Origin of the sequence: Haloarcula halophila (assembly GCF_029278565.1) — an archaeon.
In the GTDB taxonomy this organism is placed as follows: domain Archaea; phylum Halobacteriota; class Halobacteria; order Halobacteriales; family Haloarculaceae; genus Haloarcula; species Haloarcula halophila.
The window spans coordinates 2,202,673-2,228,510 of the sequence record NZ_CP119559.1 but is presented as its reverse complement, the minus strand read 5'-3'; the positions used below and the strand labels follow the sequence as shown (position 1 = coordinate 2,228,510).

The 25,838-nt window shown below is 66.0% G+C and carries 30 protein-coding genes; 13 read left to right on the top strand and 17 right to left on the bottom strand.

Annotated features, from left to right (window positions below; genetic code table 11):
• Nucleotides 1–92 precede the first annotated feature (92 nt).
• From P0204_RS11825 to ahaH, 8 genes are all read right to left on the bottom strand, one after another.
• Nucleotides 93–1,511 (bottom strand): ATP synthase subunit B, encoded by a 1,419-nt coding sequence (locus tag P0204_RS11825; protein WP_276179434.1) that lies wholly within the window; start codon nt 1,509–1,511, stop codon nt 93–95.
• Between the two features lie 2 nt (nt 1,512–1,513).
• Entirely contained in the window at nt 1,514–3,274 is a 1,761-nt protein-coding gene (locus tag P0204_RS11820; RefSeq protein WP_276179432.1) for an ATP synthase subunit A, read from the bottom strand.
• Between the two features lie 2 nt (nt 3,275–3,276).
• Complete coding sequence (locus P0204_RS11815; protein WP_276179430.1) at nt 3,277–3,600, bottom strand: V-type ATP synthase subunit F; 324 nt, start codon at nt 3,598–3,600, stop codon at nt 3,277–3,279.
• Nucleotides 3,597–4,673: a V-type ATP synthase subunit C gene (locus P0204_RS11810; protein WP_276179428.1), complete on the bottom strand. Its 1,077-nt coding sequence runs from the start codon at nt 4,671–4,673 to the stop codon at nt 3,597–3,599. The genes P0204_RS11815 and P0204_RS11810 overlap by 4 nt, the downstream gene beginning before the upstream one ends.
• A complete protein-coding gene (locus P0204_RS11805; protein WP_276179426.1) occupies nt 4,670–5,254 on the bottom strand; it encodes a V-type ATP synthase subunit E in 585 nt (194 codons plus the stop codon). Before P0204_RS11805 ends, P0204_RS11810 begins: the two co-directional genes overlap by 4 nt.
• A 21-nt stretch (nt 5,255–5,275) precedes the next feature.
• Complete coding sequence (locus tag P0204_RS11800) at nt 5,276–5,536, bottom strand: F0F1 ATP synthase subunit C (protein WP_276179424.1); 261 nt, start codon at nt 5,534–5,536, stop codon at nt 5,276–5,278.
• Nucleotides 5,537–5,802: 266 nt separating this feature from the next.
• Nucleotides 5,803–8,109, bottom strand: coding sequence for a V-type ATP synthase subunit I (locus P0204_RS11795; protein WP_276179422.1), 2,307 nt, complete (start codon nt 8,107–8,109; stop codon nt 5,803–5,805).
• Nucleotides 8,096–8,428, bottom strand: coding sequence for an ATP synthase archaeal subunit H (gene ahaH / locus P0204_RS11790; protein WP_276179420.1), 333 nt, complete (start codon nt 8,426–8,428; stop codon nt 8,096–8,098). The genes P0204_RS11795 and ahaH overlap by 14 nt, the downstream gene beginning before the upstream one ends.
• A 113-nt stretch (nt 8,429–8,541) precedes the next feature.
• Between ahaH and P0204_RS11785 the strand changes: the two genes are divergently transcribed.
• On the top strand, nt 8,542–9,162 hold the full coding sequence (locus tag P0204_RS11785; RefSeq protein ID WP_276179418.1) for a methyltransferase domain-containing protein: 621 nt from the start codon (nt 8,542–8,544) through the stop codon (nt 9,160–9,162).
• A 467-nt stretch (nt 9,163–9,629) separates the two neighbouring features.
• Here P0204_RS11785 and P0204_RS11780 read toward each other — a convergent pair whose 3' ends face one another.
• From P0204_RS11780 to P0204_RS11770, 3 genes are read right to left on the bottom strand one after another with little or no spacing between them, the layout of a single operon-like run.
• Nucleotides 9,630–10,292, bottom strand: coding sequence for a translation initiation factor IF-6 (locus P0204_RS11780; RefSeq protein WP_276179416.1), 663 nt, complete (start codon nt 10,290–10,292; stop codon nt 9,630–9,632).
• 2 nt (nt 10,293–10,294) lie between these two features.
• Nucleotides 10,295–10,573: a 50S ribosomal protein L31e gene (locus tag P0204_RS11775; RefSeq protein WP_276179414.1), complete on the bottom strand. Its 279-nt coding sequence runs from the start codon at nt 10,571–10,573 to the stop codon at nt 10,295–10,297.
• A complete protein-coding gene (locus tag P0204_RS11770; protein WP_135303897.1) occupies nt 10,573–10,725 on the bottom strand; it encodes a 50S ribosomal protein L39e in 153 nt (50 codons plus the stop codon). Before P0204_RS11770 ends, P0204_RS11775 begins: the two co-directional genes overlap by 1 nt.
• Before the next feature lie 124 nt (nt 10,726–10,849).
• Here P0204_RS11770 and P0204_RS11765 point away from each other — a divergent pair, with 124 nt between their 5' ends.
• A complete protein-coding gene (locus P0204_RS11765) occupies nt 10,850–11,359 on the top strand; it encodes a hypothetical protein (protein WP_276179412.1) in 510 nt (169 codons plus the stop codon).
• On the opposite strand, the gene P0204_RS11760 is transcribed toward P0204_RS11765, so the two are convergent.
• Both P0204_RS11760 and thpR read right to left on the bottom strand, forming a co-directional pair.
• On the bottom strand, nt 11,356–12,168 hold the full coding sequence (locus P0204_RS11760) for a ZIP family metal transporter (RefSeq protein WP_276179410.1): 813 nt from the start codon (nt 12,166–12,168) through the stop codon (nt 11,356–11,358). The two genes, P0204_RS11765 and P0204_RS11760, sit on opposite strands and share 4 nt — an antisense overlap.
• A gap of 79 nt (nt 12,169–12,247) precedes the next feature.
• Complete coding sequence (gene thpR / locus P0204_RS11755; RefSeq protein WP_276179408.1) at nt 12,248–12,811, bottom strand: RNA 2',3'-cyclic phosphodiesterase; 564 nt, start codon at nt 12,809–12,811, stop codon at nt 12,248–12,250.
• A gap of 77 nt (nt 12,812–12,888) precedes the next feature.
• Here thpR and P0204_RS11750 point away from each other — a divergent pair, with 77 nt between their 5' ends.
• The 4 genes from P0204_RS11750 to P0204_RS11735 all read left to right on the top strand — a co-directional run bounded on the left by P0204_RS11750 (nt 12,889) and on the right by P0204_RS11735 (nt 15,555).
• Complete coding sequence (locus tag P0204_RS11750) at nt 12,889–13,107, top strand: hypothetical protein (protein WP_276179406.1); 219 nt, start codon at nt 12,889–12,891, stop codon at nt 13,105–13,107.
• A gap of 45 nt (nt 13,108–13,152) precedes the next feature.
• Nucleotides 13,153–13,932, top strand: coding sequence for a tetratricopeptide repeat protein (locus tag P0204_RS11745; protein ID WP_276179404.1), 780 nt, complete (start codon nt 13,153–13,155; stop codon nt 13,930–13,932).
• Nucleotides 13,933–14,223 (top strand): DUF424 domain-containing protein, encoded by a 291-nt coding sequence (locus P0204_RS11740; protein ID WP_276179402.1) that lies wholly within the window; start codon nt 13,933–13,935, stop codon nt 14,221–14,223.
• Between the two features lie 84 nt (nt 14,224–14,307).
• On the top strand, nt 14,308–15,555 hold the full coding sequence (locus P0204_RS11735) for an aminotransferase class V-fold PLP-dependent enzyme (protein WP_276179400.1): 1,248 nt from the start codon (nt 14,308–14,310) through the stop codon (nt 15,553–15,555).
• Nucleotides 15,556–15,669: 114 nt separating this feature from the next.
• Here P0204_RS11735 and P0204_RS11730 read toward each other — a convergent pair whose 3' ends face one another.
• A complete protein-coding gene (locus tag P0204_RS11730; protein ID WP_276179398.1) occupies nt 15,670–15,936 on the bottom strand; it encodes a hypothetical protein in 267 nt (88 codons plus the stop codon).
• A gap of 146 nt (nt 15,937–16,082) precedes the next feature.
• Here P0204_RS11730 and P0204_RS11725 point away from each other — a divergent pair, with 146 nt between their 5' ends.
• The 4 genes from P0204_RS11725 to P0204_RS11710 all read left to right on the top strand — a co-directional run bounded on the left by P0204_RS11725 (nt 16,083) and on the right by P0204_RS11710 (nt 19,518).
• Nucleotides 16,083–17,036, top strand: coding sequence for a winged helix-turn-helix domain-containing protein (locus P0204_RS11725; protein ID WP_276179396.1), 954 nt, complete (start codon nt 16,083–16,085; stop codon nt 17,034–17,036).
• A gap of 61 nt (nt 17,037–17,097) precedes the next feature.
• The gene (locus P0204_RS11720; protein WP_276179394.1) at nt 17,098–18,087 is read left to right on the top strand and encodes an aldo/keto reductase; all 990 of its coding nucleotides are present in this window, start codon (nt 17,098–17,100) and stop codon (nt 18,085–18,087) included.
• Nucleotides 18,088–18,198: 111 nt separating this feature from the next.
• Nucleotides 18,199–18,630: a Fe-S cluster assembly sulfur transfer protein SufU gene (gene sufU, locus P0204_RS11715; protein ID WP_276179392.1), complete on the top strand. Its 432-nt coding sequence runs from the start codon at nt 18,199–18,201 to the stop codon at nt 18,628–18,630.
• A 120-nt stretch (nt 18,631–18,750) separates the two neighbouring features.
• Nucleotides 18,751–19,518: a class I SAM-dependent methyltransferase gene (locus tag P0204_RS11710; RefSeq protein ID WP_276179390.1), complete on the top strand. Its 768-nt coding sequence runs from the start codon at nt 18,751–18,753 to the stop codon at nt 19,516–19,518.
• A 45-nt stretch (nt 19,519–19,563) separates the two neighbouring features.
• On the opposite strand, the gene P0204_RS11705 is transcribed toward P0204_RS11710, so the two are convergent.
• Nucleotides 19,564–21,540, bottom strand: coding sequence for a heme-binding protein (locus P0204_RS11705; RefSeq protein WP_276223270.1), 1,977 nt, complete (start codon nt 21,538–21,540; stop codon nt 19,564–19,566).
• Between the two features lie 126 nt (nt 21,541–21,666).
• On the opposite strand from P0204_RS11705, the gene P0204_RS11700 reads away from it, so the two are divergent.
• The gene (locus P0204_RS11700; RefSeq protein ID WP_276179388.1) at nt 21,667–22,554 is read left to right on the top strand and encodes a hypothetical protein; all 888 of its coding nucleotides are present in this window, start codon (nt 21,667–21,669) and stop codon (nt 22,552–22,554) included.
• A 4-nt stretch (nt 22,555–22,558) separates the two neighbouring features.
• Here P0204_RS11700 and P0204_RS11695 read toward each other — a convergent pair whose 3' ends face one another.
• Nucleotides 22,559–23,104 carry a CDP-2,3-bis-(O-geranylgeranyl)-sn-glycerol synthase gene (locus tag P0204_RS11695; RefSeq protein WP_276179386.1) on the bottom strand — a complete coding sequence of 182 codons (546 nt, stop codon included), beginning with the start codon at nt 23,102–23,104 and terminating at the stop codon, nt 22,559–22,561.
• A gap of 114 nt (nt 23,105–23,218) precedes the next feature.
• Here P0204_RS11695 and P0204_RS11690 point away from each other — a divergent pair, with 114 nt between their 5' ends.
• Both P0204_RS11690 and P0204_RS11685 read left to right on the top strand, forming a co-directional pair.
• Nucleotides 23,219–24,055 carry a proline dehydrogenase family protein gene (locus tag P0204_RS11690; RefSeq protein ID WP_276179384.1) on the top strand — a complete coding sequence of 279 codons (837 nt, stop codon included), beginning with the start codon at nt 23,219–23,221 and terminating at the stop codon, nt 24,053–24,055.
• A gap of 86 nt (nt 24,056–24,141) precedes the next feature.
• On the top strand, nt 24,142–24,801 hold the full coding sequence (locus P0204_RS11685; protein ID WP_276179382.1) for a DUF502 domain-containing protein: 660 nt from the start codon (nt 24,142–24,144) through the stop codon (nt 24,799–24,801).
• A gap of 45 nt (nt 24,802–24,846) precedes the next feature.
• Here the strand turns inward: P0204_RS11685 and P0204_RS11680 are convergent, their stop codons facing one another.
• Complete coding sequence (locus P0204_RS11680; protein ID WP_276179380.1) at nt 24,847–25,779, bottom strand: branched-chain amino acid transaminase; 933 nt, start codon at nt 25,777–25,779, stop codon at nt 24,847–24,849.
• Nucleotides 25,780–25,838: the final 59 nt, after the last annotated feature.

The following is a 25,838-nucleotide window of genomic DNA, read 5'->3' as shown; positions in this document are numbered from 1 at the left end:
CAAGCAAAGTTACATATACCCAAATGGTTTGGGATGCACTGTCGTAGCGAAGCGAACGGAAAACGGCGTGGGCCGAGTGTGTCAGTCGGTCGTCAGGCTTCTGCTTCGACGGTCTCGGCGGGCTCGTCCTCGCGGTAGTGTTCCTCGATGAGTTCCTCGTCGATACGGTTGAGGGCGTCTTTCGGGAGCATCGAGAGCAGGTCCCAACCGAGTTCCAGCGTCTCGTCGATGTCCCGGTCGGTATCGATTCCCTGGTCGACGAACTCGTCCTCGAAGCGGTCCGCGAAGTCGAGGTACTTGTTGTCCAGGTCCGACAGCGCCTCGCGACCGACGATGTTCACGAGGTCGCGCAGGTCCTCACCCTCCGCGTAGGCGGCGAAGATCTGGTCTTTGACGTCGGCGTGGTCGCCACGGGTCAGGCCCTCGCCGATCCCGTCGTCCATCAGCCGTGAGAGGCTCGGCAGGACGTTGATCGGCGGCTGGACGCCCTGGCTGTTGAGGTCCCGGTCGATGTAGATCTGGCCCTCTGTAATGTATCCCGTCAGGTCCGGGATCGGGTGGGTGTCGTCGTCGCCCGGCATCGTCAGGATCGGGATCTGGGTCACCGAGCCCGAGCGGCCCTCGATACGGCCGGCCCGCTCGTAGAGCTGTGCGAGGTCGGTGTACATGTAGCCCGGGTAGCCACGGCGGCCCGGGACCTCCTCGCGTGCGGCACCGATCTCGCGCAGCGCCTCACAGTAGTTGGTCATGTCCGTCAGGATGACCAGCACGTGGTAGTCCTTCTCGAAGGCGAGATACTCGGCGGTCGTCAGCGCCAGCCGCGGCGTGATCGTCCGCTCGACGGCCGGGTCGTCCGCCAGGTTCATGAAGACGACCGAGCGTTCCAGCGCGCCGGTCCGCTCGAAGTCGTCCATGAACTCGTTTGCCTCTTCGGCGGTGATCCCCATCGCACCGAAGATCACTGCGAACTCCGACCCCTCGTCGTCTTCGCCGTCCTCCTCTTCCGGCACCGTCGCCTGCCGGGCGATCTGGAGCGCCAGATCGTTGTGGGGCAGGCCCGACGCCGAGAAGATCGGCAGTTTCTGGCCGCGGACGAGCGTGTTCATGCCGTCGATCGCGGAGACACCCGTCTGGATGAACTCCTCGGGATACTCACGCGAGAACGGGTTGATCGCCGCGCCGACAATGTCCTGGCGCTCGTCGGGGACGATCTCCGGCCCGCCGTCGATGGGCTGGCCAGTGCCGTCCATGACCCGTCCGAGCAGGTCCTCGGTGACGGGCATCTTCATCGTCTCGCCCAGGAAGCGGACCGACGCCTCGCGGTCGATCCCCTCGGTGCCTTCGAACACCTGGATGGCGACGTAGTCGCTCGCCGATTCGAGCACCTGGCCGCGGCGCATCTGGCCGTCGCTGGTCTCGATCTCGACGATCTCGTCGTAGCCGACCGGCTCGTCGGTCTCGACGAACACCAGCGGGCCGCTGATCTCTGTGATAGTCTGGTACTCTTTCATTGTTAGTACAGCTCCCGGAGTTCCGATGTGATGTCGTCTTCCAGGTCGTCGATGTACTCGTTGTAGTCCTCCTGGACGCCGATGCGGTTGAGTCGGGGCGCGCTCTCGATGTCGGTGATCTCCTCGACGGGGACACCGGCGTCGAGCGCCTCGAAGGCCGCGTCGTTGTACGTCTTGATGGCGTCCATGATGCGGTACGTCTTCTCGGGCTCGCAGTAGGTGTCGGTCGGGTGGAACGCGTTCTGCTGGAGCCACGCCTCACGCAGGTAGCGGGCGATCTCCAAGGTGAGCTGCTGGTCCTCGGGCAGCGCGTCCTTCCCGACGAGCTGGACGATCTCCTGGAGTTCGGCCTCCTCGTCCAGCGTGTCGATCGCCCACTGGCGTGTCTCGGGCCAGTCGTCCCGGACGTTGTCGACGAACCACGGGTCGAGTTGGTCCCGATACAGCGAGTAGGACTCGTTCCAGTTGATCGAAGGGAAGTGCCGACGTTCGGCGAGGTCGGCGTCCAGCGCCCAGAACGTCTTGACGATCCGCAGGGTGTTCTGTGTCACCGGCTCCGAGAAGTCCCCGCCGGGCGGGGAGACGGCCCCGATGACGCTGACCGAGCCCTCCGTGTCGTTGATGTTCTGGAAGTAGCCCGCACGCTCGTAGAACTCGCTCAGACGAGCGGAGAGATACGCGGGGTACCCCTCCTCGCCGGGCATCTCCTCCAGTCGCGAGGAGATCTCCCGCATGGCCTCGGCCCACCGGGAGGTGGAGTCGGCCATCAGCGCCACGTCGTAGCCCATGTCGCGGAAGTACTCCGCGATGGTGATACCCGTGTACACACAGGACTCACGCGCCGCGACGGGCATGTTCGACGTGTTCGCGATGAGGCAGGTCCGGTCCATCAGGGCGTTGCCCGTGATGGGGTCTTCCAGTTCCGGGAAGTCCTCGATCACTTCGGTCATCTCGTTGCCACGCTCGCCACAGCCGACATAGACGACGATGTCCGCGTCGGCCCACTTGGCGAGCTGGTGCTGGGTGACGGTCTTCCCGGAACCGAACGGACCGGGGATGGCGGCCGTCCCGCCTTTCGCGATCGGGAACAGGCCGTCGAGCACCCGCTGGCCGGAGATGAGCGGCTCGGTCGGCGTCTCCTTGTCCTCGGCCGGACGCTGGCTACGGACCGGCCACTCCTGGCGCATCTGGATCTCCTCGCCCGAGTCCAGTTCGACGACCGTCTCCTCGACGGTGAAGTTGCCGGACTCGATCGAGGTGACCTCGCCGCCTTCGGAGTTGGGCGGAACCATCACTTTGTGATCGATACTTGGGGTCTCCGGGACCGTCCCGACGATGTCACCGGCTTCGACCTCGTCGCCGGCCTCAACCTCGGGTTCGAACTCCCAGGTCTTCTCCAGGTCGATCCCCGGCGCGTCGACCCCGCGGTCGAGGTACGGCGATCCCATCTTCTCTTCGAGGACGTCGAGCGGGCGCTGGACGCCGTCGTAGATGGCGTCGAGCATGCCCGGCCCGAGATCCACGGAGAGGGGCGAGCCCGTCCCTTCGACGGGTTCGCCCGGGGAGACGCCGGAGGTCTCCTCGTACACCTGGATAGTAGTGATGTTGCCTTCGATCTCGATGACCTCGCCCATCAGCCCTTCCGAACCGACGTAGACGACGTCGTTCATCCGGGCGTCGAGGTCCCGAGCCGTTACGACCGGTCCGGAGACGCTTTCGATGATGCCGTCCTCACGGACGTCTGCTTCTGTTGCTTGACTCATTGTTAGTCCTCGTCCATCAGGTCGATACCGATGGCTCGTTTGATCTGCTCACGCAGCCCACCGCCGCCGGCGCCGCTGCCGAGCGTCACCACGACGGGTTCGACGCTCGTCTCGGCGTCCTTGCGGACCCCACGGGAGAGATGCTCCATGTCGTCGTCGTGCATCACGACGATACCGACGTTGTCGTCGGTGAGCATCTCCTCGACGGCGTCGTCGAGCTTCTCGTCTTTCTCTTCTGTCGGGACATCCGCGAACTTGCGGACGCCCGCCAGTCGGAAGCCCGTCGTGAACTCCGGGCTGCCGATGACAGCTATCTCCTGGCTCATAGTATCACCAGTTCCTGTTCGATCTCGTCGGGGCCGAGGCCGGCCTCGCGACCGCGGGCGATCGCCCGGATGTTGTCGACCTCGTTCTCCTTGGCGAGGATGTAGGACAACACCGGACAGACCGACAGCGGGTAGCGGTTCGAGAGCCGGTCGGCGTACTCCTGGAGCGCCACGTCGAGCGCGCGCTCGAAGTCGATCAGGTTCTCGGCGTCCTCCAGTGCCGACAGTGCCTGGTCCAGGTCGTCACCGTAGGTGCTCTCTCGCACCGTCGCGACCAGCTGGTCGAAGTTCGTCGACAGCTGTGCGATCTGTTGCTCGTCGAAGAGCTTCCCGCCCTCGATGTAATACTCGGCGGCCTCGATGTCGGCACCGCTACGGGCCAGCCGGAGCGCGTTCCGGAGGTTCCGGAAGTCGACCTCCGTCTGGAGGAACTCGACGTACAGCCCGGTCGGGCTGTCGATCTCCGGGTTCGACGGCAGCCCCGACAGCAGCGTCTCGTAGAACGCGCGGTCGGCCGCGTTCTCCAGTGGCACGAGCACGTCGGTCTCCTCGTAGACCGTGTAGGCCTCGGCCATCGAGTCGCCGAAGATGGTGCCGTCGAGGAGTTCGACGACCTCCTCGATCGAGGTGGCGTTGAGCAACTGATCGAGCAGTTCGTCGCCGAACTCGCCGGCGCGGATGAGGTCGTCCTCGACCTCCGTGCGCTCGGCGTCCGAGTAGAGCCCACGGACGACGGTCTTGATGTTCCAGACGTCGAACTTCCGCAGGTAGCGGGCGATGTAGTCGTACAGCGCGCCCTCGGACCACTCCAGCAGGTCGTCGAAATGCTTGGCGAGGTTCCGGTTCAGCGCGTACTCGATGAGGTCGACGCCGCTGTACCGGGAGCCGAGCGCGTTCATCTCCGTCTCGTACTCGGTCTCCTCCATGAAACGAGCGATCTCGCTCGTTCCCATACGAACCAGCTTTCGGTAGTCGTCGTCGTCGAACAGCACCGAACCACGGGAGCGAACACGAGCGATGACGTACTCGTAGTTGCTGCTTCGATCGCGCTTTGCCGTCGTTCGACTGCTCATTGTGCTTCGAAGAGTCGGTCGCTGATTTCCTTGAGGTTGTCCTCCCAAACCGTCTCAAGCAGGGAGTCAAACGTGTTGTTCACACGGACCCGGGAGTTCGTGCTCTCGACTACCACTCCGCCGAGACAGTCACGCTCCCCGGCGAACGTTACGTCTTCGTAGTCTGTGAGGATATCTTCGAGGAGGGCTTGGTCGGCCGCTCGACCGTAGACGCGCAGGGAGTCGCCGTCGTCGAACTCCGCGACGGCCGCCTCCAGCAACGCCGTGGTCAGCTCCTCGCGGCGGTCGCCGCTGAGGTCGGCGAGTGCGGCCTCGACGTCCTCATGGACGTCTTCGAGGACGTCTCGGCGTGCGCCGAGACGTGCCTGTTTGGCTTCGAGCTTCGCCGAGGAGAGCTTCTGTTCGCGCTCCTGGGAGATCTCGCGTTCGACCTCGGCCTCGCGGTCCTCGTGGATCTGCTCGGCGTCGGCCTCCGCCTCGGAGACGATCTCCTCGGCTCGGTTTTCGCCTTCGGCGCGAATTTCCTCTGCACGCGCGCGGGCCTCGTCTCGGATATCCTCTACGACTGTATCAAGACTCATTGTTGGAAAAGGGGGGTGTGGTTAACCGAGGATGAAGACGACGACCAGCGCGAGGATGACGAGTGTCTCGGGCAGGACCGTCAGAATCAGGCCACGACCGAACATGCTGTCGTCCTCGGCGATGGCGCCGACCGCGGCGGCACCGATACCACGTTCCGCGTACCCCGAACCGAGTGCGGCGAGCCCGACGGCCAGGGCCGCTGCGGCGCCTGCCGGGATGGCCGGTGCGGCGCTACCTTCCTGCAGTACAACGTTGGCGGCGAGTGCGATGGTGTCAATCATGTTGTTGAAGTCCTCTCTGGGGTTTCGTGTCCGAACAGGCGTATGTGACCGTACCGAGTTCATAAAGCTTCCCAAAACGGTTCGGCAAGACGCTGTTCTGGCGGTTTAGCCGCTCACGCCGGGTGGGATGTGAGCTGGTACCAGCCGTCGGTCCCGCCGGGATCGGGGAAAATAGCCCTCGAAGGCAACGAATCCGATGAACGGCCGGAGCGACACGGATCGAACGGCGAGCGAAGTCGAAAACGGGGTCGTTCAGCGGTCCGCAGTCAGTCGTCGGTCGTGTACTGGCGGTCGTAGCCGAAGGGAGTGTACTGCTTCCCGCCGCCCTCGAAGAACTTGCCGAAGAACTCGACGTACTCGAGACGGACACCCTGCAGTCCGGCGCTGGTGACACCGAGCACCAACACGAGAACGTGCCCGAGAACGAGGACGAGCAGGCCACCGATGACGCCGGCGACACCCGAGTGCATCAGGCCACCGAACATGACCTCGGTGACCTCGTGGCCGTGGTAGGTCCCCTGTTCGAGCATGTACGCCGGGGAGTGGTTGATACCGAAGTGCCACTCGGCACCGTGGCCGGTCTCGACGACGTAGACGCCGAAGAACAGGAGGTTGACCACGAAGGCCATCCCTGCCTTGGCGAGCAACACGGCGGCCAGCCGGGTGTACGACAGCACGTTCACGAAGACGTTGAGGAACTCGACGACCTCAATGGGGTCGGCAAGCGCCAACAGGACGAGCCCGACGGCGAACACGAGCAGCCACGCGGAGATGGGGAACCCGCCGACGCTGAACAGGTTGATCGCCGGGAGTCCGGTGAAGCCGAGTGCGAACGGGTGGCCGGCGAAGATGCCTTCCTCGGCCGTGTAGAGGAAGCCCGGTGCCGAGCCGTTCGCGCCCGAGAACACCCAGGCCCACAGGCCAAAGAGCATCAGCAGCCAGGAACCGCTCTCGGTGAGCGCGTCGTAGAAGCCGTGGCTCAGGTTCTCGACGAAGTCGAAGGTCCACCCGATCGCCAGGTGGAGCATGCCGGCGAGCAGGCTGATCGTCAGCCACGCGATGGCGTAGTCACCGAACGCGGGCTGGAGTCCCTTGTGGATCGGCGCCTCTTCGAAGCCGATCGCGGGCCAGACGACGTTCGATATCGTGTGTAGCCCGAAGACCTCGCCGTAGAGGATTCCGAACAGCGCGGTGAACCCACCGGCCCACATCGCGACGCCGCCGAGGCTCTTGAGCACGTCGCTGTCGACCTGCGTGTAGAGGCCGTAGCCGGCCAGGAAGTAGAGGATCCCGTAGCCCAGGTCCCCGATCATGAAGCCGTAGAAGGCCGGGAACGTCAGGAAGAACACGACTGTCGGGTCGAACTCGCCGTACTTCGGGCGGTTGACGACCTCGACCAGCGACTCGAAGGGCTTGACCGCGCCGGGGTTGTCCTGGATGACCGGCGGGTCCTCGTCGCCCATCGTGACGACGCCGCCGTCGGAACGTGGTTCCGCCGTGGCGCTCACCATGCCGCCGTCGGCGACGGCCTCGCTGGGTTCGCGTTGTTCTTCCTCGCTCTCGGCGGTCACGCCGGTGTCGACCTCGGAGCCGACCTCGCCGCCACCGCCGCCGTGATCGACCTCTTCGTGGGACTGGGCGTGTCCGTCGCTGTCGTACTCGGCGACTTCGAGCTTCTCGATAGCGACAGCCTCGCCGACATCGGCCATGACCTGGCTCTCGAAGGCCTCGTACTCCTCGTCGGGAATCCACCCCTCGGCGACGAAGGCGTTCTCCGTCGTCGCGAAGGTCAGCGGTGCTTCGGCCTTCTGGACCTCGATGGAGAGTTTCTCCTCGGCGGCCAGCAGGAAGCCGGCGTAGTCGAGCCGGAGATCGTCGAGTTCGTCCTCGACCGTCGAGAGCTTCGATTCGAGTTGCTGTTCCTCGTGGCGCAGTTCTTCCAGGTACGACGACGGATCGCCGTCGCCCTCCGGGACCGCGAGCTCCGAGAAGGTCGCGCCGACCAGGGCGTCCTGCAGGTCGCTGTCCTCACAGCGTGCGAAGACCGCGACGACGTCGTCCTCGTCGAAGACCTCGAAGGTCTCGACGTCGCTGTCGGCGAGTGCGGCCTCGACCTCGTCGGCGTCACCGGTCCCGACCGCGACCGACAGCGAGTCGTACCCCCGCAGTAGATCCAGGTCGATCCCGAGCGTGACGAACGGCTCCATCGTGTCGATGCGCTCGCGGACGTCACGCAGGTCGTCCTCGATGTCGCCGCGTCGGTCGTCTAGCTCGTTGACCTGGGTCCGGACGTCTTCGAGGTCCTCTTCGAGGGCCTCGTCGGTGACCAGTTGGGTCGGCCCCGCGTCCTCGGCGTCGACGTCGAGGATCGACTCCAGCGATCGGACGGTGACCAGTTTGTCCGACGCCTCGTCGGCCCCCTCGACGGGGTCGCCGGGTTCGAACCCGTCCCAGGTGCCGTCGTACTCGGTGACGTGGAGGATATCGAGCTCGTGAACGGACTCGATAGTGTCGTCCATGACGCGTTTCGACCCGGTCACCGAGACGCGGCACATCCGCTCAGGTCGAAGCATGTACCGCCTCCTCGAACAGGTCGATGACGTATTCGACCACCTCGTCCGTCTCCGCCTGGGCCGCCTCCTCCAGGTTCTCGCGAGCGGCCTCTCCCTCCTCAATGAGCTGCTCGCGTTCGGCCTCGATCTCCTCGCGGGCGTCTTCGAGGCGTTCCTGGGCTGCCGCGTCGGCCTCCTCGTGGGCCTGTTCGCGGATCTCCTCGGCCTCGGCGCGTGCCTCCTGGATGCGCTGTTCACGGTCCTCTTCGGCTTCGGCGACGATGTCGTCGGCCTCCTGCTCGGCCTCCTTTATCCTGTCGAGAACTTCTGGCCGTGGCATTCTCTAATCGTCCGACTGTTGCTTGAGCGCCTATTTGGTAGTTGCGAAGTTCGTATGGACCACCGACCGAGGAATCCGGGGAATTATGCCTGCCAAACGCCAAGGGAGAGCCAATGGGAGTCCTCGAGAACAAAGCCCGTGCGCGGACGTTCTACAAGTACCTCTCGAAGGTGTACGACCAGATCAACCCCTTCATCTGGGACGAGCGCATGCGCGACGAGGCCATCGAGATGCTGGAGATCGAGCCCGACGACCGCGTGCTCGACATCGGCTGTGGCACCGGCTTCGCCACGGAGGGATTGCTCCAGCAAGTCGAGACAGTCTACGGCCTCGACCAGAGTCCCCACCAGCTCTCGAAAGCCTACCAGAAGTTCGGCAAACACGGTAACGTCCGGTTTCACCTGGGCGACGCCGAGCGACTCCCCTTCAAGGACGAGAGCTTCGACGTGGTCTGGTCCTCGGGCTCGATCGAGTACTGGCCAAACCCCGTCGACGCCCTGGAGGAGTGTCGCCGACTCGCGAAACCCGGCGGCAAGGTCCTGATCGTCGGCCCGGACTACCCCAACTCGACGGTGTTCCAGAAGATGGCCGACGCGATCATGCTGTTCTACGACGAGGAGGAAGCCGACCGGATGTTCGAGGCCGCCGGTTTCGAGGAGTTCGAACACCACATCCAGCAATCGAGGCCGGGCAGTCCGCGGGCGATCACGACCATCGCACGGGTTCCCGAGTAAGCGAATCGGTGGCTGTTCTCGATATTCGAAACCCGACCAGCCACCGGGCCGGGAGCGAGTGGCGCGACGGCAGTCGCGCCGGAGCGAAGACGGGGAAAGGCAGGGCTCCGTCGAGCGCATACGGCGAGCGGAGCGAGCCGTTTCACGGGACCGAGCGAAGCGACGGTCCCGCCTTTTAGGATTTTGCGAGTCGAGCGGGACCGACGGTCCCGCTGACCGTGCGAACGGACGCGAAGCGTCCGTGAGCAGAGAGCGGTTCGAGCGCGCCGGAGACGCGACTCGAACCCGAGGAAGTAAAAAGTGGTTGCGGGAAGGGCTGTACCGAAAGCATACCGCGCCGCAGGCGCGGTTTCATCGGAATCGAGGCCGCAGGCCGAGATTCCGGCCGTTTTTCCCAGGTTTTTCCGAGGAGGGTTCCCGCAGGTCGCCGGAGGCGACCGAGGAAACCCGACGAAGTAAAAAGTGGTCTAGATGTAGCCGAGCGCCGCGTCGATCCGGCCCAGTTCCGGGCCGGAGGTGTCGGTCCCACAGACGTAGCCGTGGTCGTTGGCGACCAGGCCCGATCCGACGAGCGGGCCGCCGTAGTTGACCGTCCCGATGTCGGCGGGGACGTCCAGGATCTCCTCTAAGGCGTCGAGTTCACCGTCGGTGGCCTTGGGGTGACAGAGGACGCCGCGGTCGGTGGCGACGGCGGCGGTCCCGACGGTGGTGACGCCGGCGATGACGCCCCGTTCGACGGGAACGTCCAGGCCGTCGCGGATGGCCTGGACGGCCTCCCGGGAGAGGTCCGGATGGACGTACGCGCCCGAGTCGTTACAGCAGACGACGTTGCCGGCAGCGTTGATCCGGCCGGGCAGTTCCGTCACCGGGAGGTCGACGACCTCGCGGATGCGATCGATCTCGGTGTCTCGGACGCGAGCGGAGACGAGCAAGCCGTTGGTGTTGCCAGTCGCCAGCGCGCCGACAGTCCCGGACCCGCCGACGGTCGTCGGGACGATCGGAGCGTCCAGTTCCTCGGCGATGTCGTCGGTCAGCGACTCCTCTAGGTCCGGGCGAACCAGCACACAGTCGTCGGTCGCACGGGCGAAGACGCCGACGTACGACGACCCGGAGAACGCCGCGCGGAGCAACGTTATTCGGCCGTTTCGGCTTCGACGACCGCCTCGCCGTCCTCCTCGAAGCGGGCGGCGCGGACGCGGATCTTGCTCGGCGGCTTGCGCCGGCCGCGCGCCCAGGTCGTCTCGTTGATCGAGGGGTCGATACGCACGGCGCTCTCGTCGACCGAGAAGTGTTTGGCGAGGTGGGCTCGGATGAGCTTCATCGCCTTGTCGGCGCGCTCGTGTTTCGGTTCCTTCTTCGCGTCGCGGAGCGGGATCGTGACGACACGCTCCTCGAAGTCACTGGCGCTCATTATTCGTCAGTGTCGTTGCGCCGCCAGTGGCGTCGCTTGGGGTTTCGCTGGACCTCGCGGTCGGTCTTGAGCATGACCCACGCGGGGACCCGGCTGTTCTGGTTGTCGAGTTTGGCCAGACGCTTCTTCTTGGCCTTCGATTTCTTGCTCATGGTGTCCTGACCCTTCCGGACGGGTGCTTAAATTCCTTCCTTTTCCCCGGCGACCCCGCCGGTAGTTATCAGCGGCTATAATCGCGCGGATGCAACTAAGTACGAGAACTCCAGAGAGGCGAGTATGAGGCGACGGCGGATGTTACAGACGGTGGGAACGGGACTGGCAGCCGTGGGTAGCGGCTGTCTGGGTGGCGGCGGCGAGGTGATCCTGAACGTACAGAAGGACATCTCCGTCGATCCGAAAGACGGGTGGACGAAACGGCTCCCGGACGTCTCCGACACCGGCGGTGCGATCGAGTACACCATCAGGGCCGACAGGCCCTTCGACGTCTACTTCTTCGCCGAGAAAGAGCACTTCGAGATGTACGACAGCTACATCAAGGGGCAAGAACCGGCCGAGACCCCCAGTGGCGACCGGGCGTTCAGCCAGACAGCACTTCCCGCGGAAGACGGCGAGGTCTACGAGGCCGCGACCGAGGACCGCGCCCGGGAACCGCTGGAGGTCGACGGCCCCTCCTTTTTCGCCGTCGATCACTCGAACTACCGCATGGAGACACGCGTCGACGAGTTCGGCGAGCCACTGACCGCCTTCGTCGACCTCCAGGTCATCAAGCAGCGGTCGATCCTCTAGACGAACGCCAGCGGAACCATCGCCAGGACGCCCGTCACCGCGCCGGCCAGCAGTTCGCGCTTGCCGCCGCCGGGCAACCCGTCGCCCAGTTCCAGGGCTTCGGGGACGAACTCCGTCGCGACGAGATACACCATCGCGCCGGCGGCGAAGCCGAAGCCGAACGGGAGGAACTCCTTCGCCAGGGTCACGAAGTAATAGGCGATGACCGCTCCGACTGGCTGGGGCAGCGACGAGAAGACGGCCCACCAGACCATCTTCCACTCGCTGACCCCCAGCGAGCGCAGCGGGATGGCGATCGCGGTCCCCTCGGGGACGTTGTGGATGGAGATAGCGATGGTCATGAACACCGCCAACAGCGGGACCGCGGTCCCGGCGACGAGCAGCGAGTCGCCTGCGACCGCGCCGTCGAGGCCCAGTTCCGCGAACGAGACGCCGACGGCGACGCCCTCGGGGAAACTGTGGACCGTCAGGATACCCAGGATGAGCAGGAGCTTCTTGAAATCCGCCTGCTCGAACTTCTTGGGGCCGTGGTCGAACCCGTCCAGAACCTCGTGACTGACGACGACGAGGACGACGCCGGTCAGGAGACCCGGGACCAGCAACACCGGCGACCCGTAGGCTAGCCCCTCGCGGACGAGGCCGAACAGCGATGCCGCGACCATGATCCCCGAGGCAAGCCCCCACAGCGCGACGTTCCACCGGTCGGAGAACTCCTCGACCAGAAAGAACGGGATGGCGCCGAGTCCCGTGGCCAGTGCCGTCAACAGCCCGGCGACGAAGACGAACACGACGTGCTCCGCTGCGACCATACCGGCGCTAGACGGCTCGCCGGCATAAGAATTGTCACTAATCTGATTGTTTTCGGCCGGCCTAGAGCCGGCGGCGTGTTCAGCGAAGTGATACCGACTCGATAGTTCGGTACGCCGGACCGTCGGAGCCGAGGACGCTCTCTGTCAGTCGGATCTCGTCGACATCGAGCGTCCCTACCTCGGGGTCGGCCGATCGGACGACTTCCTGAACTCGGTCCTTCCCGCCGGCGTGATCCATCCGGGCGAGCGTGACGTGGGGGGTGAAGTCGTGGTCCTCCGGATCGAACCCCATCGCGACGGTCCGGTCTTCGATCGTCTCGTGGAGGGTCGTCAGTTCCGCCGCGCCGTAACCCTCCCGGACGCCGACCCAGACGACGCTGATGTACTCCATCGAGGGAAACACGCCGAGCCCGCCGAATCGGGCCTCGAACGGCGACACGCCGGCGTCCTCGACGGCACTCTCCAACTCCTGGACGATCTCGTCGATCCGGTCGGGGTCGGTATCCCCGAGGAACTTCAGGGTCACGTGGGCCTGTTCGGGGTCGGTGAACCGGAGTCCCCCGGCACCCTCGAACCGCTCTTGGACCGCGCCGACGGCGTCATCGAGGCCGTCGAGGTCGACGCTGACGAACAGCCGTTTCATACCGATCCGTAGCGACGGCCCACACTTGGCTGTTCCCGACACAAGGGCTTTCCTCGGGCCGATGTAACGACTCCAGTATGGACGATACCGAATCCCTCCGTCGGACCGTCCGTCGCTGTACTGCCGTCCTCGTCGCCGCGATCGGGGCGGGAACCGGCGCACCCGCCGGCCCGCCCGGGACGCTGGTCGCCGCCGTCCTGACCGGGGCCGCAGTGTTGTATCTGCTGGGCAGCGTCGTCTTCGGGCCGTCGCTCACGAGGGACGCCGACCGTGGAGACGGAGTCACCGACGGGTGAGCGCGTGACGCAGGCCTTAACCAGCCTGACCGCCAATTCCGTCGTATGACAGACCGCGAGCGCGACGACCACCAGTTCTCGGAGGGCCAGGGGTTCGACGACCCCTACGAGGCCTTCGACCTCGAACCGCCGGAGTTCGAGGTTGACCCGGACAAGGTCGACCCCGTCGACTCCCGGGTCGTCACGGACCTGCTCGACCGGCGCAACATCCCGGCCGACCAGATCGACACCGAGCAACTGCTCGACGTGGGCCTGGAGTACATGCAGATCAACCGCCACGAACAGGCCGCCGACACCTTCGAGCGGGTCGCCCAGTACGCCGACGACGACCGGATCGAACAGGAAGCCTGGACGAACAAGGGTGCGGCCCACGCCGAACTCGAAGAGTGGGACGCCGCCATCGGGGCCTACAAGGAGGCGCTGAACATCGGCGGGGAGAGCGAGGCACAACGCGCCTCGGGGGATTCGAGCGACGAAACCGCGAGAAGCGACCACGCCGCCACCGCCGAGACGAACCTCGCGTACGCGCTGTGGGAGTCCGGCCGGTCCGAGCAGGCCCTGGAACACGCCGAGCGCGCCGTCGAGATCGACACCCGCTTCGCCGAAGGGTGGTACAACCGCGGCTTCTTCCTCCTGGAACGTGGTCTCGCCGAGGACGCCGTCGAGGCCTTCGACAACGCGATCCGGCTAGGGTTCCGGAACGCCGATATCTTAGAGGAGAAGGCCCGCGCACTGGAGGAGTTGGGCAAGTACGAAGAGGCCGAGGAGCTGGCCGACGAGGTCAAGGAAATGCGCGAAGAGGCCGAAGAGCAGCTGCTCGAATAGATGCTCCTCAACGAGCGCGACACCGACGAGGGACTGCTCGTCTCGGTCTGTGATCCGGAGATCATGGGCGAGACGTTCGAGGACGGCTCCGTCTCGCTGACCGTCGACGAGGAGTTCTACGACGGCAAGCCCGCAAGCGAGGAGGAGGTCGTCCAGAGCCTCGCCCGCTGTAGCGTCGCCAACATCGTCGGCGAGACGGCCGTCGACGTGGCCATCGAACACGGTTTCGTCGACGAGGAGAACGTCTTAGACCTGGACGGAACCCTTCACGCACAACTGCTCTGGATGTAGCGCTACCGCGGCGACGGACTGTCGCCGGGACCGAGTTCTAGGTGAACCGAAGGAAAGTTGCCCGTCGAGCCCCACGTACGGGTAATGGGACACTCCGAATCCGAACTGCTCGACGTGGCGAGTATCCGCGAGGACTTCCCGATCCTCCAGCGGGAGTTCGACGGCGAGCAAGTGGTGTATCTCGACAACGCGGCGACGACCCAGACCCCCGAGCCGGTCGTCGAGACCATCGCGGACTACTACCGGACGACCAACGCCAACGTCCACCGCGGCCTCCACCAGTTGAGCCAGGAAGCCAGCGTCGCCTACGAGGACGCCCACGACCGCGTCGCGGAGTTCATCGGCGCCTCCGGCGAGCGCGAGGAGATCGTCTTCACCAAGAACACCACCGAGAGCGAGAACCTCGTCGCCTACGCCTGGGGACTGAACGAACTCGGCCCCGAGGACGAGGTCGTCCTCACGGAGATGGAACACCACGCTTCCCTTGTCACGTGGCAACAGATCGCCAAACGGACCGGCGCTACCTGCCGGTACATCAGCGTCCAGGAGGACGGGACTCTGGACATGGACCACGCTCGGGAACTCATCACCGACGACACGGCGATGGTCAGCGTCGTCCACGTCTCGAACACGCTCGGGACGGTCAACCCCGTCTCCGAGTTAGCCGACATCGCCCACGACCACGACGCCTACATCTTCGTCGACGGTGCCCAATCGGTCCCGAACCGCCCGGTCGACGTCGAGGCCATCGACGCCGACTTCCTGGCCTTTTCGGGCCACAAGATGGCCGGGCCGACCGGGATCGGCGTCCTCTACGGGAAGAAACACATCCTCGAAGAGATGGAACCGTACCTCTACGGCGGCGAGATGATCAAGAAGGTCACCTTCGAGGACGCGACCTGGAACGACCTCCCCTGGAAGTTCGAGGCCGGGACGCCGGTCATCTGCCAGGGGATCGCCCTGGCGGAGGCCTGTGACTACCTCGACGACATCGGGATGGAGCGGATCCAGCGCCACGAACAGCGACTGGCCGACTACGCGATGGAACGGCTGGTCGAACAGAACGACGTCGAGACCTACGGGCCCTCCGCGGGCGACGAGCGGGGCGGGCTGGTCGCGTTCAACCTCGATTCCGTCCACGCCCACGACCTCTCCTCGATCCTCAACGACTCGGCGGTCGCCATCCGGGCCGGCGACCACTGTACGCAGCCGCTGCACGACAAACTCGGCGTGGCCGCCTCCGCACGGGCCTCCTTCTACGTCTACAACACCCGCGAGGAGGTCGACAAACTCGTCGAGGCTATCGACGACGCCAGACAACTGTTCGCGTAGCGTGCGCGATTCGAGCGGGGCGAAAACCGCGGTTCGAGCGGCGTGATCACGCCGTGAGCGGCCCGCGGTCGGAGCCTACGGGTAGTTTCTTCACGGAGGTGCCACGAGAGCGGGCTATTCGGGCCGGGAACGGCGCCGTTGAGTTCGTCGGGTGGCTCGGGACCCGGTTCGGGAACGACGGCGAGCGTCGACGGCGGCGACGACCCGGGAGAGCGTGACCGTCCCGAGGGCGCCCAGCGCGACCCCGAGCGCGAACACGGGGTAGCTGACCGCGAGCAGTGTGGCGACGAGCAGACAGACCAGGCCGAGACTCCCGCGGACGGACGAGGCGGACCCCTCCGCTGCCGACCGGCCAGGCCGGGTCGCGTGTGGATGTTTCATCGTATCTCGACAGTGACCCCGTAGCCCCTTAACGATAATCTGAATGATATTTCTGTAAGCGAGTTTTCCGAAGCGTTCTTCTGTATTTTCGGCGACAGGACCGGTCCGTCCCGGGCTTTACAACTACACCGGCCGTACCGGAGCCCATGAGCGACGCGGACGGCAGCGACGCGCTCTCGCCGGACGAGGCCTTCGCCGTCCTGGGCGACGAGACCCGTCTCGGAATCCTCCGGACGCTGGGCGAGGCGACCGAGCCGCTTCCCTTCTCGGCGCTCCGCGAGCGGGTCGGTGTCCGGGACTCGGGGCAGTTCAACTACCACCTGGAGAAGGTGGTCGGACACTTCGTCGAGAAGACCGAGGCGGGCTACGTCCTCCGCCGGGCGGGCCGGCGGGTCGTCGAGGCGGTGCTGTCGGGTGCGGTCACCGGGACGCCGGAACTCGAACGGACGCGGATCGACCGGTCCTGTGGCAACTGCGGCGCACCCGTCGAGATCCGGTGGCGATCGGGGAGCGTCGAGTTGTTCTGTACGGAGTGTGCCGGCCGGTACGGGCAGTCCTACGGCGCGAACAAGCGCCCGGAAGCCGTCGAGCGGGGGTATCTCGGACGGATGCCGCTCCCGCCGGCGGGGTTGGGGAAACGGACGCCGACCGAGGCGGCTCGGGCCGCCTGGACCTGGGCACACCTGGAGATGTTCGCCATGGCGAGCGGCCTCTGTCCGCGCTGTTCGGCGACCGTCGAGTACGAGGTGTTCCCCTGTGAGGACCACGACGCTGACGGTGGGGTCTGTGAGCGCTGCGAGAGCGCCAACGCGGTGAATCTGGGGGTCGACTGCACGAACTGTCTCTTCCGTGGCGGCGGCGCGTTCGTCATCAAACTCGTCTCCGACCCCCACCTGCTGGCGTTTCTCACCGACCACGGACTGGACCCGATCGTCCCGTCCGACCCCCACCGTGTCGACCGCGTCCACACCGAGTACGAGGAGACGATCCACTCGACGGAGCCGTTCCGCGCCGAGTTCACGTTCGCCGTCGGCGAGGACTCCCTGACGCTGACCGTCGACGACGACCTGGCGGTCGTCGACGCCGAACGGGACCGGTAGCCAAACCGACACCCGGTCCGTCGGGGAGAGCTTTCATCACCCGGTCGGTCCAACCACAGCCATGGAGCTAGAGTACGTCCGCCTGGGCGAGACCGGACTGTCCGTCAGCGAACTGTCACTCGGGACGTGGCGATTCGGCCGCGAGACCGAGGACGGGAGCATCGAGATCGACGAACAACGAGCCCACGAACTGCTGGACGCCTACGAGGACGCCGGCGGGCGGTTTATCGATACTGCCGACGTCTACGGCGGCGGCGACAGCGAGCGCTGGATCGGCGACTGGCTGGCCGAGCGGGACCGCGAGGAGTACGTGCTGGCCTCGAAGATCTACTGGCCGACACGCGAGGACGACCCGAACGGTCGCGGCCTGGGCCGCAAGCACATCCGGCGCAACATCGACCTGATGCTCGACCGGCTCGGGACCGACTACCTCGACGTGCTCTACATTCACCGCTGGGACGAGGACACGCCCGCCCGAGAACTGATGCATACCCTGACCGGCTTGGTCGACGACGGGAAAGTGAACTACCTGGGCGCGTCGACGTTCCAACCCAACGCCTGGCGGGTCGCCCAGGCCAACGAACTGGCCGAGTGCGAGGGGCTGGAACCCTTCACGATCTCCCAGCCACGCTACAACCTCGTCAACCGCGAGGTCGAGGGCGACTACCTGGAGATGTGTGACCACTACGGGCTGGGGGTCTGTCCCTGGAGCCCGCTGGGACAGGGGGTCCTGACGGGCAAGTACGACCGCGAGGACCGCGCTGCCGACGCCTCGGCCGGCCGCAGCGAGGAGTGGAAGGACGCCTACCTCACCGAGGAGAACTTCGCCGTCGTCGACGAGGTCCAGGCCGTCGCCGACGAGGTCGGTGCCACGCCCGCACAGGTCGCGATCGCGTGGCTCATGCACCACGACAGCGTTGCGGTCCCGCTGCTTGGTGCCCGGACCGTCGACCAACTGACGGAGAACCTCGGGGCCGCGACCGTCGACCTCTCGGCCGAGCAGTTCGAACGCCTCGCGGAGGCCAAATCCGGCCCCTACGACAAGATCTGAACGGGGCCGGTGCGATCGACCGGGGCCTACGGCATCAGCACCGCGGCGGGACCTGGCTCGAAGGGTGGAGAGGAAGCCTTTTGCACGGCTGTGCCGTATACACTCTCAATTATGGGTATCGGCGGCTCCGACATGTACCGACAGCAGATTTTGGACCACTACAAGAGCCCACGTAACTACGGGGAGATCGACGATCCGACGTTTACACACGTCGGGGAGAACCCGATGTGTGGCGACGAGATCCGGATGGACGTGGTCCTCAGCGAGGACGAAGAGACAATCGAACACGTCGCGTTCCGGGGCGACGGCTGTGCTATCTCACAGGCGTCGGCGTCGATGCTCACCGAGCAACTCCAGGGCATGTCGATCGAAGAACTCCAGGCGATGGACAGAGACGACATCGTCGACATGCTGGGCGTGGACATTTCGCCGATGCGGATCAAGTGTGCGGTGCTGGCCGAGAAGGTCGCACAGGACGGCGCCGAGATCTACTTCGGCGAGAAAGAGATCGACCGGACGACGACGGAAGAAGACGACGACTGACCGCTGCAACGGCGATACAGCGTCGTCCGGCAGCGTGTGTCGTAGATCAGAGGGACAGCCCGTGTTACTGTCACTGCTCCCACCGTCACTGTTTTTTGGTGCCTTCGCGGTTGTGGAACCGTGACCGACGGAAACAGTTGGGACCCCGACGACTACGACGAGGGTCACGGTTTCGTCACCGAGTACGGGCGGGACTTGCTTGAGCTACTGTCGCCCGGACCGGGCGATCGGGTCCTAGACGTGGGCTGTGGCACCGGCCACCTGACGGCGGCGATCGCCGACAGCGGGGCCGACGTGGTGGGCATCGACGCCGCGGCCGAGATGGTCGACCAGGCTCGCGAGGCTCACCCGGACTGTGCGTTCCGACAGGCCGACATCCGCGAGTACGAACCCGACGGTGAGTTCGACGCCGTGTTCTCCAACGCAGTGTTGCACTGGATTCCCGGGCCGGACCACGACGCCGTGTTGTCGACCGTCGCCGACGCGCTGACTGCCGAGGGACGGTTCGTCGCCGAATTCGGCGGCCGCGGCAACGTGGCTGCGATCACCGACGCCCTGGCAGCGGAACTGAGCGAACGCGGCTACGACCGAACACAGCCGTGGTACTTCCCGAGCATCGGCGAGTACGCACCGCGTGTCGAGTCCCACGGGCTGGAACTGCGCTTCGCCCGGCTGTTCGACCGGCCGACGGGGCTGGACGACGGGGAGGCCGGCCTGCGTAACTGGATCGGGATGTTCGGCGACGAGTTCTTCGACGGTGTCGGGACGACCGAACGGGAGGCGATACTGGACGGCGTCGAGGAGCGTCTTCGGCCGCACCTGTTCGAGGATGGGTCCTGGACGGCCGACTACCGGCGGCTCCGGCTCCTGGCACGCCCCGAGCGCTGACGGCCGGACGCCGCGGGCACGTGACGACAGCCCCGTCGACGGCCTTCAGGCCAGGAACACGTGTCGCGGTCGGTCGGCGAGTACGTCACGTCCCCAGTCGACAGTCTCGGAGAACTCCTCGGAGCGGAAGAAGGCCATCGCGTCCTCCTTGCTGTCCCACTGGCTCGCGATGAACATGTCGTTCTCGTCGTCGTGGTTCGCGAGCAGCGACGTCTCCCGGTGGCCGTCCATCTCCGCGAGCAACCCCCCGACGGTGTCGAACTTCTCGACGAACTCCGTGCGGTACTCGGGTTTGACCGTGTAGAACATCCCCATCGTCCCGAAGCCGTCGCTCTCGCCCTGGCGACGGACGACGTCGGGGAGGTCAGTCAGATACTCGCTTGCGGTCCCGGCGGCGTCTTCGGTGTCCCACAGCGACGCGACGGCGGCTGTCTCCGCGTCCTCACTCCGGTAGACCGAGGTCCGGACGTGGGTGTCGTACCGGTCGAAGGCGTCCCGGAGGTCCGCGACCTCCGCGGCGAGTTCCTCGGGGTCGGCCTCGGAGTAGACGACCAGCGCGTAGACGTCCTCTCCGTGAGGCTGGCCGGCGTAGACGCCCTCGGCCGCTAGTTGTGTCCGGATCGACTCGGAGGAAGCGGCGGTCCGGCTGTCCTCGTCGTCTTCCCCCTCCCCGAGTTGGCCGCCGAACTGCTGTTCGATCCCGTCGAGATCGCTGAGGAAGCCGGCGGCGGTCTCTGCGGCCTCCTCGGCCGTCCAGATGCTCACGACGAACGTCTGGCCGCTCTGGGCCCGCACCGTCGTGGTGACGTGGCGGTCGTAGTGGTCGAAACTCTCCGCGAGGTCCTCGACGTCGTCGACGAGCGCCTCGGCGTCCGCGCTCGAATGGAAGATCAGCGCGAAGTCCCCCGCGTCGTAGGTCTCGCCTTCGGAGAGGCCGAGGCGACCGAGCCGCTGGACGGCGTCGTCGACGAGTTCGTAGTCGCCGGAGACGTCCGGTCGGCCGCCGCTCGTGTCGCTGTCCTCCTCGTCGCCCCCGTGCTCGCTCGTCGGGTGGTCGGCGTCGTCGGCCGCTTCCCCGTGTGGATGATCGCCCTCGCTCGCACTCCCGGGATGAGCGCCGCTGTGGCCCTCAGTGTCGCCGGTCGCCCCGTCGTCGGCGTGAACGCTCGAACCGTGGTCGTGGCCGGCGTGGGCGTCGGTCTCCGTATGGGCGTCCGGGACAGCGTCCTGATCTGTCGGAACGCGCTGGCCGGCCAGGACGGCCGGCAGGTCACCGGGTGCGAACTTCCGACCGACGTAGAAGGGGCCGAACTCGGCGAACTGCGAGGTCGAGGGATCGAACCGCATCTCGGTCAGCAGCTCCTTGATCGCCGTCATCTCCTCGCTCCAGAGCGTGATCCCCCACTCCCAGTCGTCGAAGCCGATCGAGCCACAGATCATCTGGTTGACGTTGCTCCCGTGGCTCCGGCCGATCTCGCCGTGGCGCTTGATGTGGGCGGCCCGCTCCTCGAAACTGGTGTCGTACCAGTTCTGATCGGGCTGGCGGCGCTTGCTCATCGGGTAGAAACAGACGAACTCCTCGTCGGGGACGCCGGGGTGGAGTCGCGCCTGGATGTACTGTGCCAGCCCGGAGTCGTCGTCGACCTCGCCGTCGAAGTACTCCCGGGACTTCTCGGTGTAGCCCGACGCTTCCGTCACCGAGACGTAGGAGAACTCTTGTTCGGTGAAGGCGGCGAACTCGGTCTGCTCGAAGTGGCGTTCGGCGGCGTCGAGATCGCCCATCGTCGGCCGCAGGTGGAGGATCATGAGGTCGGCCTTGTGGCCCATGACGGTGTAGACGGCCGTCTGTCCCTCTTCAGCGTCCTCGATGGCCTCGTAGGCCGACAGGAAGTCGATCCCCTCCGAGAGCGCCCGGTCCCGGACCCGCTGGGGGGCCTCGCGCCAGGCGTCCCAGTCGATACTGCGACAGTCGTGCAGGACGTACCAGCCCTCCTCTGTCGCCGGCGGCTTGCGTTGCTCCATGGCCGGCGGTTCGGCGTGGACGCTAACGAACCTTCCCATCTCCCAGCGGCCACGTGGGCCACTCCGAGAGCCGCCGTTCACCGATCGTCCACAAGATATTTTCCGCCCAGACGGCGATTAGCGGCCGTGAACCGACGACACTACCTCGCCCTGATCGGAACGAGCCTCGGTTCCCTGGGTGGCTGTGCCCAGTCGCCAGGTGACGGCTCGGCTACTCCGGCGACCGACGAGACGACGCCCTCCCCCACGCCGACCGACGGATCGACGCCAACCGTCGACCGACAGCGTGTCGGGATCGCCGAGACTGTCAGCGTCGACGGGACCAGCGTCACCGTCTCGAACCCCCGTGTCAGGCTCGCGATCCCTGTCCCCGGTATGCACGTCCTCCCGCTGACGACCGACGTGGGCCAGTTCGTCGTCGTGGACGTGACGATCGACGGGAGCCCGGCAGCCGAACTCGACGAGGCGTTCGGCGCTGCCGTCGGCGGCGATCGAGTGCAGGAGAGCACCCCCCAGTCGACCACGACGGCGGGGGCGTTCGGCGTCCCGTTCCCGGTCGGCGACCACGACACGGCGGCGGTCCGCTGGACGCCCGGGTCGACGACGGTCGTCGACTGGACGCTTCCCGACTCGGTCCGGGCCACCCTCGCCGAGACGCCCGCGTTCCACGTCACTACCTTCGAGAGCCGCGTCCGCGACGGCCAGCGCGTCGTCGAACTGGCGGTCCGCAACGACGGCGGCCGCGACGGACAGTTCCTCGGTCGGCTCTCCTTCGAGGGGTTCAGCGGCGGCGAACTCGTCTCGTTTGCGGTCCCGAACGACGGGTCGGAACGCTACAGCGGCCGCCCGGGCTCGGTGCTGACCTACTTCGAGAACAACGGCGGCGAGACGCTGACGCTCCAGTACCCCGGCGTCGACGGGATGGACTCGGTCGACCACACCGTGTCTGTCGATACCGAGACGGGGTCTCCGGCGTCGACGGCGACCGAGACGCCGACGGTGGTCGACCAGTAGCCGCTCACCACGGTTCGTTTTTCAGGCCGAGCAGGTAGGCGATACCGTTGGTCACGACGTGGAGCAACGGCGTCACGACGAGGATCGCCACCAGCACCGGGCGCGTAAACGTTGCCAGGAACCACCCTGGGGCGACGACCAGCGCGAGCAGGAGGGCACCGACGACGAAGTCCAGTTGGTCAAGCCCCGGGAAGGCAGCGCCCCGTTCCCGCCCGCTGCGGCGCTTGAGGAAGGACGCGCCGATGTCGCCGAGCATCGCCCCCAGCGCCAGGCCGACCCCGGCGAGAAGCGGGAACCGCGGGAGCGAGTAGCCGAGCACGTCGCCGACAGTCGGTGCGAGTTCGTTCATCGCCAGCGCCAGTGCCGTCCCGGCGACCGTCCCGGCGGCGGTGCCCCGCCAGGTCTTGCCGTCGCCCAGCAGTCGACTCCCGCCCATCGTCCGCCCGCCGTCGATCGGGCGGCCGCCACCGGCCAGGACAGCCGCGTTGTTGGGAACGTAGGCCGGTCCCATCGCCCACAGCGCCGTCACGACGACTCCGACGAGATCCATGTCGGACTGCTCTCACGCCCCGTTCTTAACTGCTGTGAGCCTGTCTCGGCCGGTCGGTGCCGAGCCTGTCGGCTGGGGACAACGTTGATACCGACTGGGCGGCAATATTTACTCATGCTTCCGCCAGTTGCGAGCCGTTTTATCGCCGGGGAGAGCGACGCAGAGGTGTTGGAACACGCACGGCAGCTCAACCAGGGCCAGGTCGGCGCCATCTGCAACAAGCTCGGCGAGCACTACCACACGAGAGAGCAGGCCACGGCCGACGCCGAAGCCTACGAACGGCTCGTCGCCGACATCGGCGACAGCGGCCTCCGGGCCTGCGTCTCTGTGAAGCCGTCGCAACTGGGCCTGTTCGTCGACGAGGGCGTCTTCCGGGCGAACCTTGCGCGGGTCGTCACAGCCGCCGAGGCGGCCGGCGTCTTCGTCTGGATCGACATGGAGGACCACACGACGACCGACGCGACGCTTGACGCCTTCGAACACCACGCCGTCGAACAGGGCGGTGGCGTCGGGGTCTGCCTCCAGGCGAACCTCCGGCGGACCCCCGAGGACCTCGAACGACTGGCGGCCCTCCCCGGGAAGGTCAGGCTCGTCAAAGGCGCGTACGACCCGCCGGCCGACGTGGCCTACCAGGACGGCAACGCCGTCAACGAGGCCTACGAGGACTGTCTGCGGTACATGTTCGAGGCGTTCGAGGACGGCATCGCCGTCGGGAGTCACGACCCACGGATGTTGACCCTGGCGGCGGACCTGCACACGAGACACGGGACCCCCTACGAGGTCCAGATGCTGATGGGCGTCCGGACCGACGACCAGTTCGAGCTGGCCGACACCGTCGACGTCTGGCAGTACGTCCCCTACGGCAGCCGGTGGCCGTCGTACTTCTGGCGGCGGGTACTCGAACGCAAGGAGAACGCGCTGTTCGCGTTGCGGGCGATCGCCGGGAGCTAGATACCGCCGCAGCCCGGTTCTCAGCGCCCCGATCGTGGCTGGAACAAAAGGGAAGGGCTGATATCCCGGGACACACTGGTAGACATATGGTCTCGTCCTCGTCCTGGAAGCGTGACTTCGCGAGCGGACTCATCGTCCTCTTGCCCTTCCTGGTGACGACCTACGTGATCCTCTATCTCTACAACATCCTCGCCTCCGCGGCGGTCATTCCGGCCATCGACTCGGAACTCCTGTTGTCGCTGGGCCTGGGACCCGGCATCGCCAACGACGCACGCGCGGTCGAACTGGCGCGGGTGATGACCGCGCTCGTCATCTTCATCCTCATCGTCTTCTCGACGGGCTATCTGATGCGGACCGCGGTCGGGGACATCCTGGAGGCGGCGCTTGACGACATGATGAACCAGGTTCCGGGACTGCGGGTGGTGTACAACGCCTCGAAGATGGCCATCGAGACGGCCGTCGGCGGCACCGAAGAACTCCAGAAGCCGGTGAAACTCGAAGTGTGGGAAGGGATGCGGATGACCGCGTTCAAGACCGGCAAGACGACCGACGACGGCCGTGAGGTCCTCTTCTTACCGACTGCGCCCAACATCACGACCGGGTTCGTGATGGAGGTCGATCCCGCGGACTTCGAACCGACCGACGAGCGCGTCGAGGACGCACTGACCCGTATTCTCAGTGCCGGCTTCGGCGACACGGACGACCAGGAGGAGACCGCCATCGCGATGCTCACCGAGGACGACTGACGGCGCTGTGCCGAGTGACTGTGCCGAGTGAACGTCTGCGCGCCGTCAGACGTACCGGAACCACTCCTCGCGGTCGCCCGACTCGACCAGATCGAAGAAAGCCGTCTGGACGTCGTCGGTGACCGGCCCCTTCGTCCCCTCGCCGATGACGTTGTCGTCGACGCTACGGATCGGCGTGACCTCCGCGGCCGTGCCGGTGAAGAACAGTTCGTCGGCGGTGTACAGTTCCCCGCGTGAGATAGTGGCGTCGTCGTGGACGGTGTAACCCATCTCCTCGGCGAGCGTGATCGCCGTCTGGCGCGTGATCCCGTCGAGGATCGACTCGGCCAGTCCGGTCGTGTAGATCTCGTCGTCCCGCACCAGGAAGATGTTCTCGCCCGGCCCCTCGGCGACGTTGCCCTCCTTGTTCAGGACGATCGCCTCGGTGTAGCCGTTGGCCTTCGCCTCCTGGGAGGCCAGCACGCTGTTGACGTAGGTCCCCGTCGTCTTGGCGTTGGTCGGAATCTGGCTGGAGGCGTACTTGCGCCACGAGGAGATCGCCACGTCGACGCCCTCTTCGAGGGCCTCCTCGCCGAGGTAGGCACCCCACGGCCAGACGCCGATGGCGGTCTTCACGGGCGATTTCTCGGGGCTCAGTCCCAGCGGGCCGTAGCCGTAGAAGGCGATGGGCCGGATGTAACACGAATCCAGCTCCTCCCGCCGGATGAGTTCCTCGGTGGCTTCGGTCAGTTCCTCGGGTTCGAACGGGATGTCGATGTCGTAGACCCGCCCGGAATCGTAGAGCCGTTCGAGGTGTTCCTCCCAGCGGAAGATCGCCGGGCCGTGGTCGGTGTCGTAACACCGCACACCCTCGAAGACCCCCGTCCCGTAGTGGAGGGCGTGGGTGAGCACGTGGACCTGTGCGTCCTCGAAGTCGACGAACTCGCCGTCCATCCAGATGGTGTCGACCCCTTCGAACATCTCGGGTCGGTCGCTCATCGGTCCCACCTCGGCGCCGTCGGCCGTCGGTCGCCGCAAGCGCTGTTCACAAGCGTCTC

What these genes read in the sequence shown, in the direction of transcription:
- P0204_RS11825 (WP_276179434.1), bottom strand. Translation starts at nt 1,511, where the DNA reads ATGAAAGAGTACCAGACTATCACAGAGATCAGCGGCCCGCTGGTGTTC.
- P0204_RS11820 (WP_276179432.1), bottom strand. Translation starts at nt 3,274, where the DNA reads ATGAGTCAAGCAACAGAAGCAGACGTCCGTGAGGACGGCATCATCGAA.
- P0204_RS11815 (WP_276179430.1), bottom strand. Translation starts at nt 3,600, where the DNA reads ATGAGCCAGGAGATAGCTGTCATCGGCAGCCCGGAGTTCACGACGGGC.
- P0204_RS11810 (WP_276179428.1), bottom strand. Translation starts at nt 4,673, where the DNA reads ATGAGCAGTCGAACGACGGCAAAGCGCGATCGAAGCAGCAACTACGAG.
- P0204_RS11805 (WP_276179426.1), bottom strand. Translation starts at nt 5,254, where the DNA reads ATGAGTCTTGATACAGTCGTAGAGGATATCCGAGACGAGGCCCGCGCG.
- P0204_RS11800 (WP_276179424.1), bottom strand. Translation starts at nt 5,536, where the DNA reads ATGATTGACACCATCGCACTCGCCGCCAACGTTGTACTGCAGGAAGGT.
- P0204_RS11795 (WP_276179422.1), bottom strand. Translation starts at nt 8,109, where the DNA reads ATGCTTCGACCTGAGCGGATGTGCCGCGTCTCGGTGACCGGGTCGAAA.
- ahaH (WP_276179420.1), bottom strand. Translation starts at nt 8,428, where the DNA reads ATGCCACGGCCAGAAGTTCTCGACAGGATAAAGGAGGCCGAGCAGGAG.
- P0204_RS11785 (WP_276179418.1), top strand. Translation starts at nt 8,542, where the DNA reads ATGGGAGTCCTCGAGAACAAAGCCCGTGCGCGGACGTTCTACAAGTAC.
- P0204_RS11775 (WP_276179414.1), bottom strand. Translation starts at nt 10,573, where the DNA reads ATGAGCGCCAGTGACTTCGAGGAGCGTGTCGTCACGATCCCGCTCCGC.
- P0204_RS11770 (WP_135303897.1), bottom strand. Translation starts at nt 10,725, where the DNA reads ATGAGCAAGAAATCGAAGGCCAAGAAGAAGCGTCTGGCCAAACTCGAC.
- P0204_RS11765 (WP_276179412.1), top strand. Translation starts at nt 10,850, where the DNA reads ATGAGGCGACGGCGGATGTTACAGACGGTGGGAACGGGACTGGCAGCC.
- P0204_RS11760 (WP_276179410.1), bottom strand. Translation starts at nt 12,168, where the DNA reads ATGGTCGCAGCGGAGCACGTCGTGTTCGTCTTCGTCGCCGGGCTGTTG.
- thpR (WP_276179408.1), bottom strand. Translation starts at nt 12,811, where the DNA reads ATGAAACGGCTGTTCGTCAGCGTCGACCTCGACGGCCTCGATGACGCC.
- P0204_RS11750 (WP_276179406.1), top strand. Translation starts at nt 12,889, where the DNA reads ATGGACGATACCGAATCCCTCCGTCGGACCGTCCGTCGCTGTACTGCC.
- P0204_RS11745 (WP_276179404.1), top strand. Translation starts at nt 13,153, where the DNA reads ATGACAGACCGCGAGCGCGACGACCACCAGTTCTCGGAGGGCCAGGGG.
- P0204_RS11740 (WP_276179402.1), top strand. Translation starts at nt 13,933, where the DNA reads ATGCTCCTCAACGAGCGCGACACCGACGAGGGACTGCTCGTCTCGGTC.
- P0204_RS11735 (WP_276179400.1), top strand. Translation starts at nt 14,308, where the DNA reads ATGGGACACTCCGAATCCGAACTGCTCGACGTGGCGAGTATCCGCGAG.
- P0204_RS11730 (WP_276179398.1), bottom strand. Translation starts at nt 15,936, where the DNA reads ATGAAACATCCACACGCGACCCGGCCTGGCCGGTCGGCAGCGGAGGGG.
- P0204_RS11725 (WP_276179396.1), top strand. Translation starts at nt 16,083, where the DNA reads ATGAGCGACGCGGACGGCAGCGACGCGCTCTCGCCGGACGAGGCCTTC.
- P0204_RS11720 (WP_276179394.1), top strand. Translation starts at nt 17,098, where the DNA reads ATGGAGCTAGAGTACGTCCGCCTGGGCGAGACCGGACTGTCCGTCAGC.
- sufU (WP_276179392.1), top strand. Translation starts at nt 18,199, where the DNA reads ATGGGTATCGGCGGCTCCGACATGTACCGACAGCAGATTTTGGACCAC.
- P0204_RS11705 (WP_276223270.1), bottom strand. Translation starts at nt 21,540, where the DNA reads ATGGAGCAACGCAAGCCGCCGGCGACAGAGGAGGGCTGGTACGTCCTG.
- P0204_RS11695 (WP_276179386.1), bottom strand. Translation starts at nt 23,104, where the DNA reads ATGGATCTCGTCGGAGTCGTCGTGACGGCGCTGTGGGCGATGGGACCG.
- P0204_RS11690 (WP_276179384.1), top strand. Translation starts at nt 23,219, where the DNA reads ATGCTTCCGCCAGTTGCGAGCCGTTTTATCGCCGGGGAGAGCGACGCA.
- P0204_RS11685 (WP_276179382.1), top strand. Translation starts at nt 24,142, where the DNA reads ATGGTCTCGTCCTCGTCCTGGAAGCGTGACTTCGCGAGCGGACTCATC.
- P0204_RS11680 (WP_276179380.1), bottom strand. Translation starts at nt 25,779, where the DNA reads ATGAGCGACCGACCCGAGATGTTCGAAGGGGTCGACACCATCTGGATG.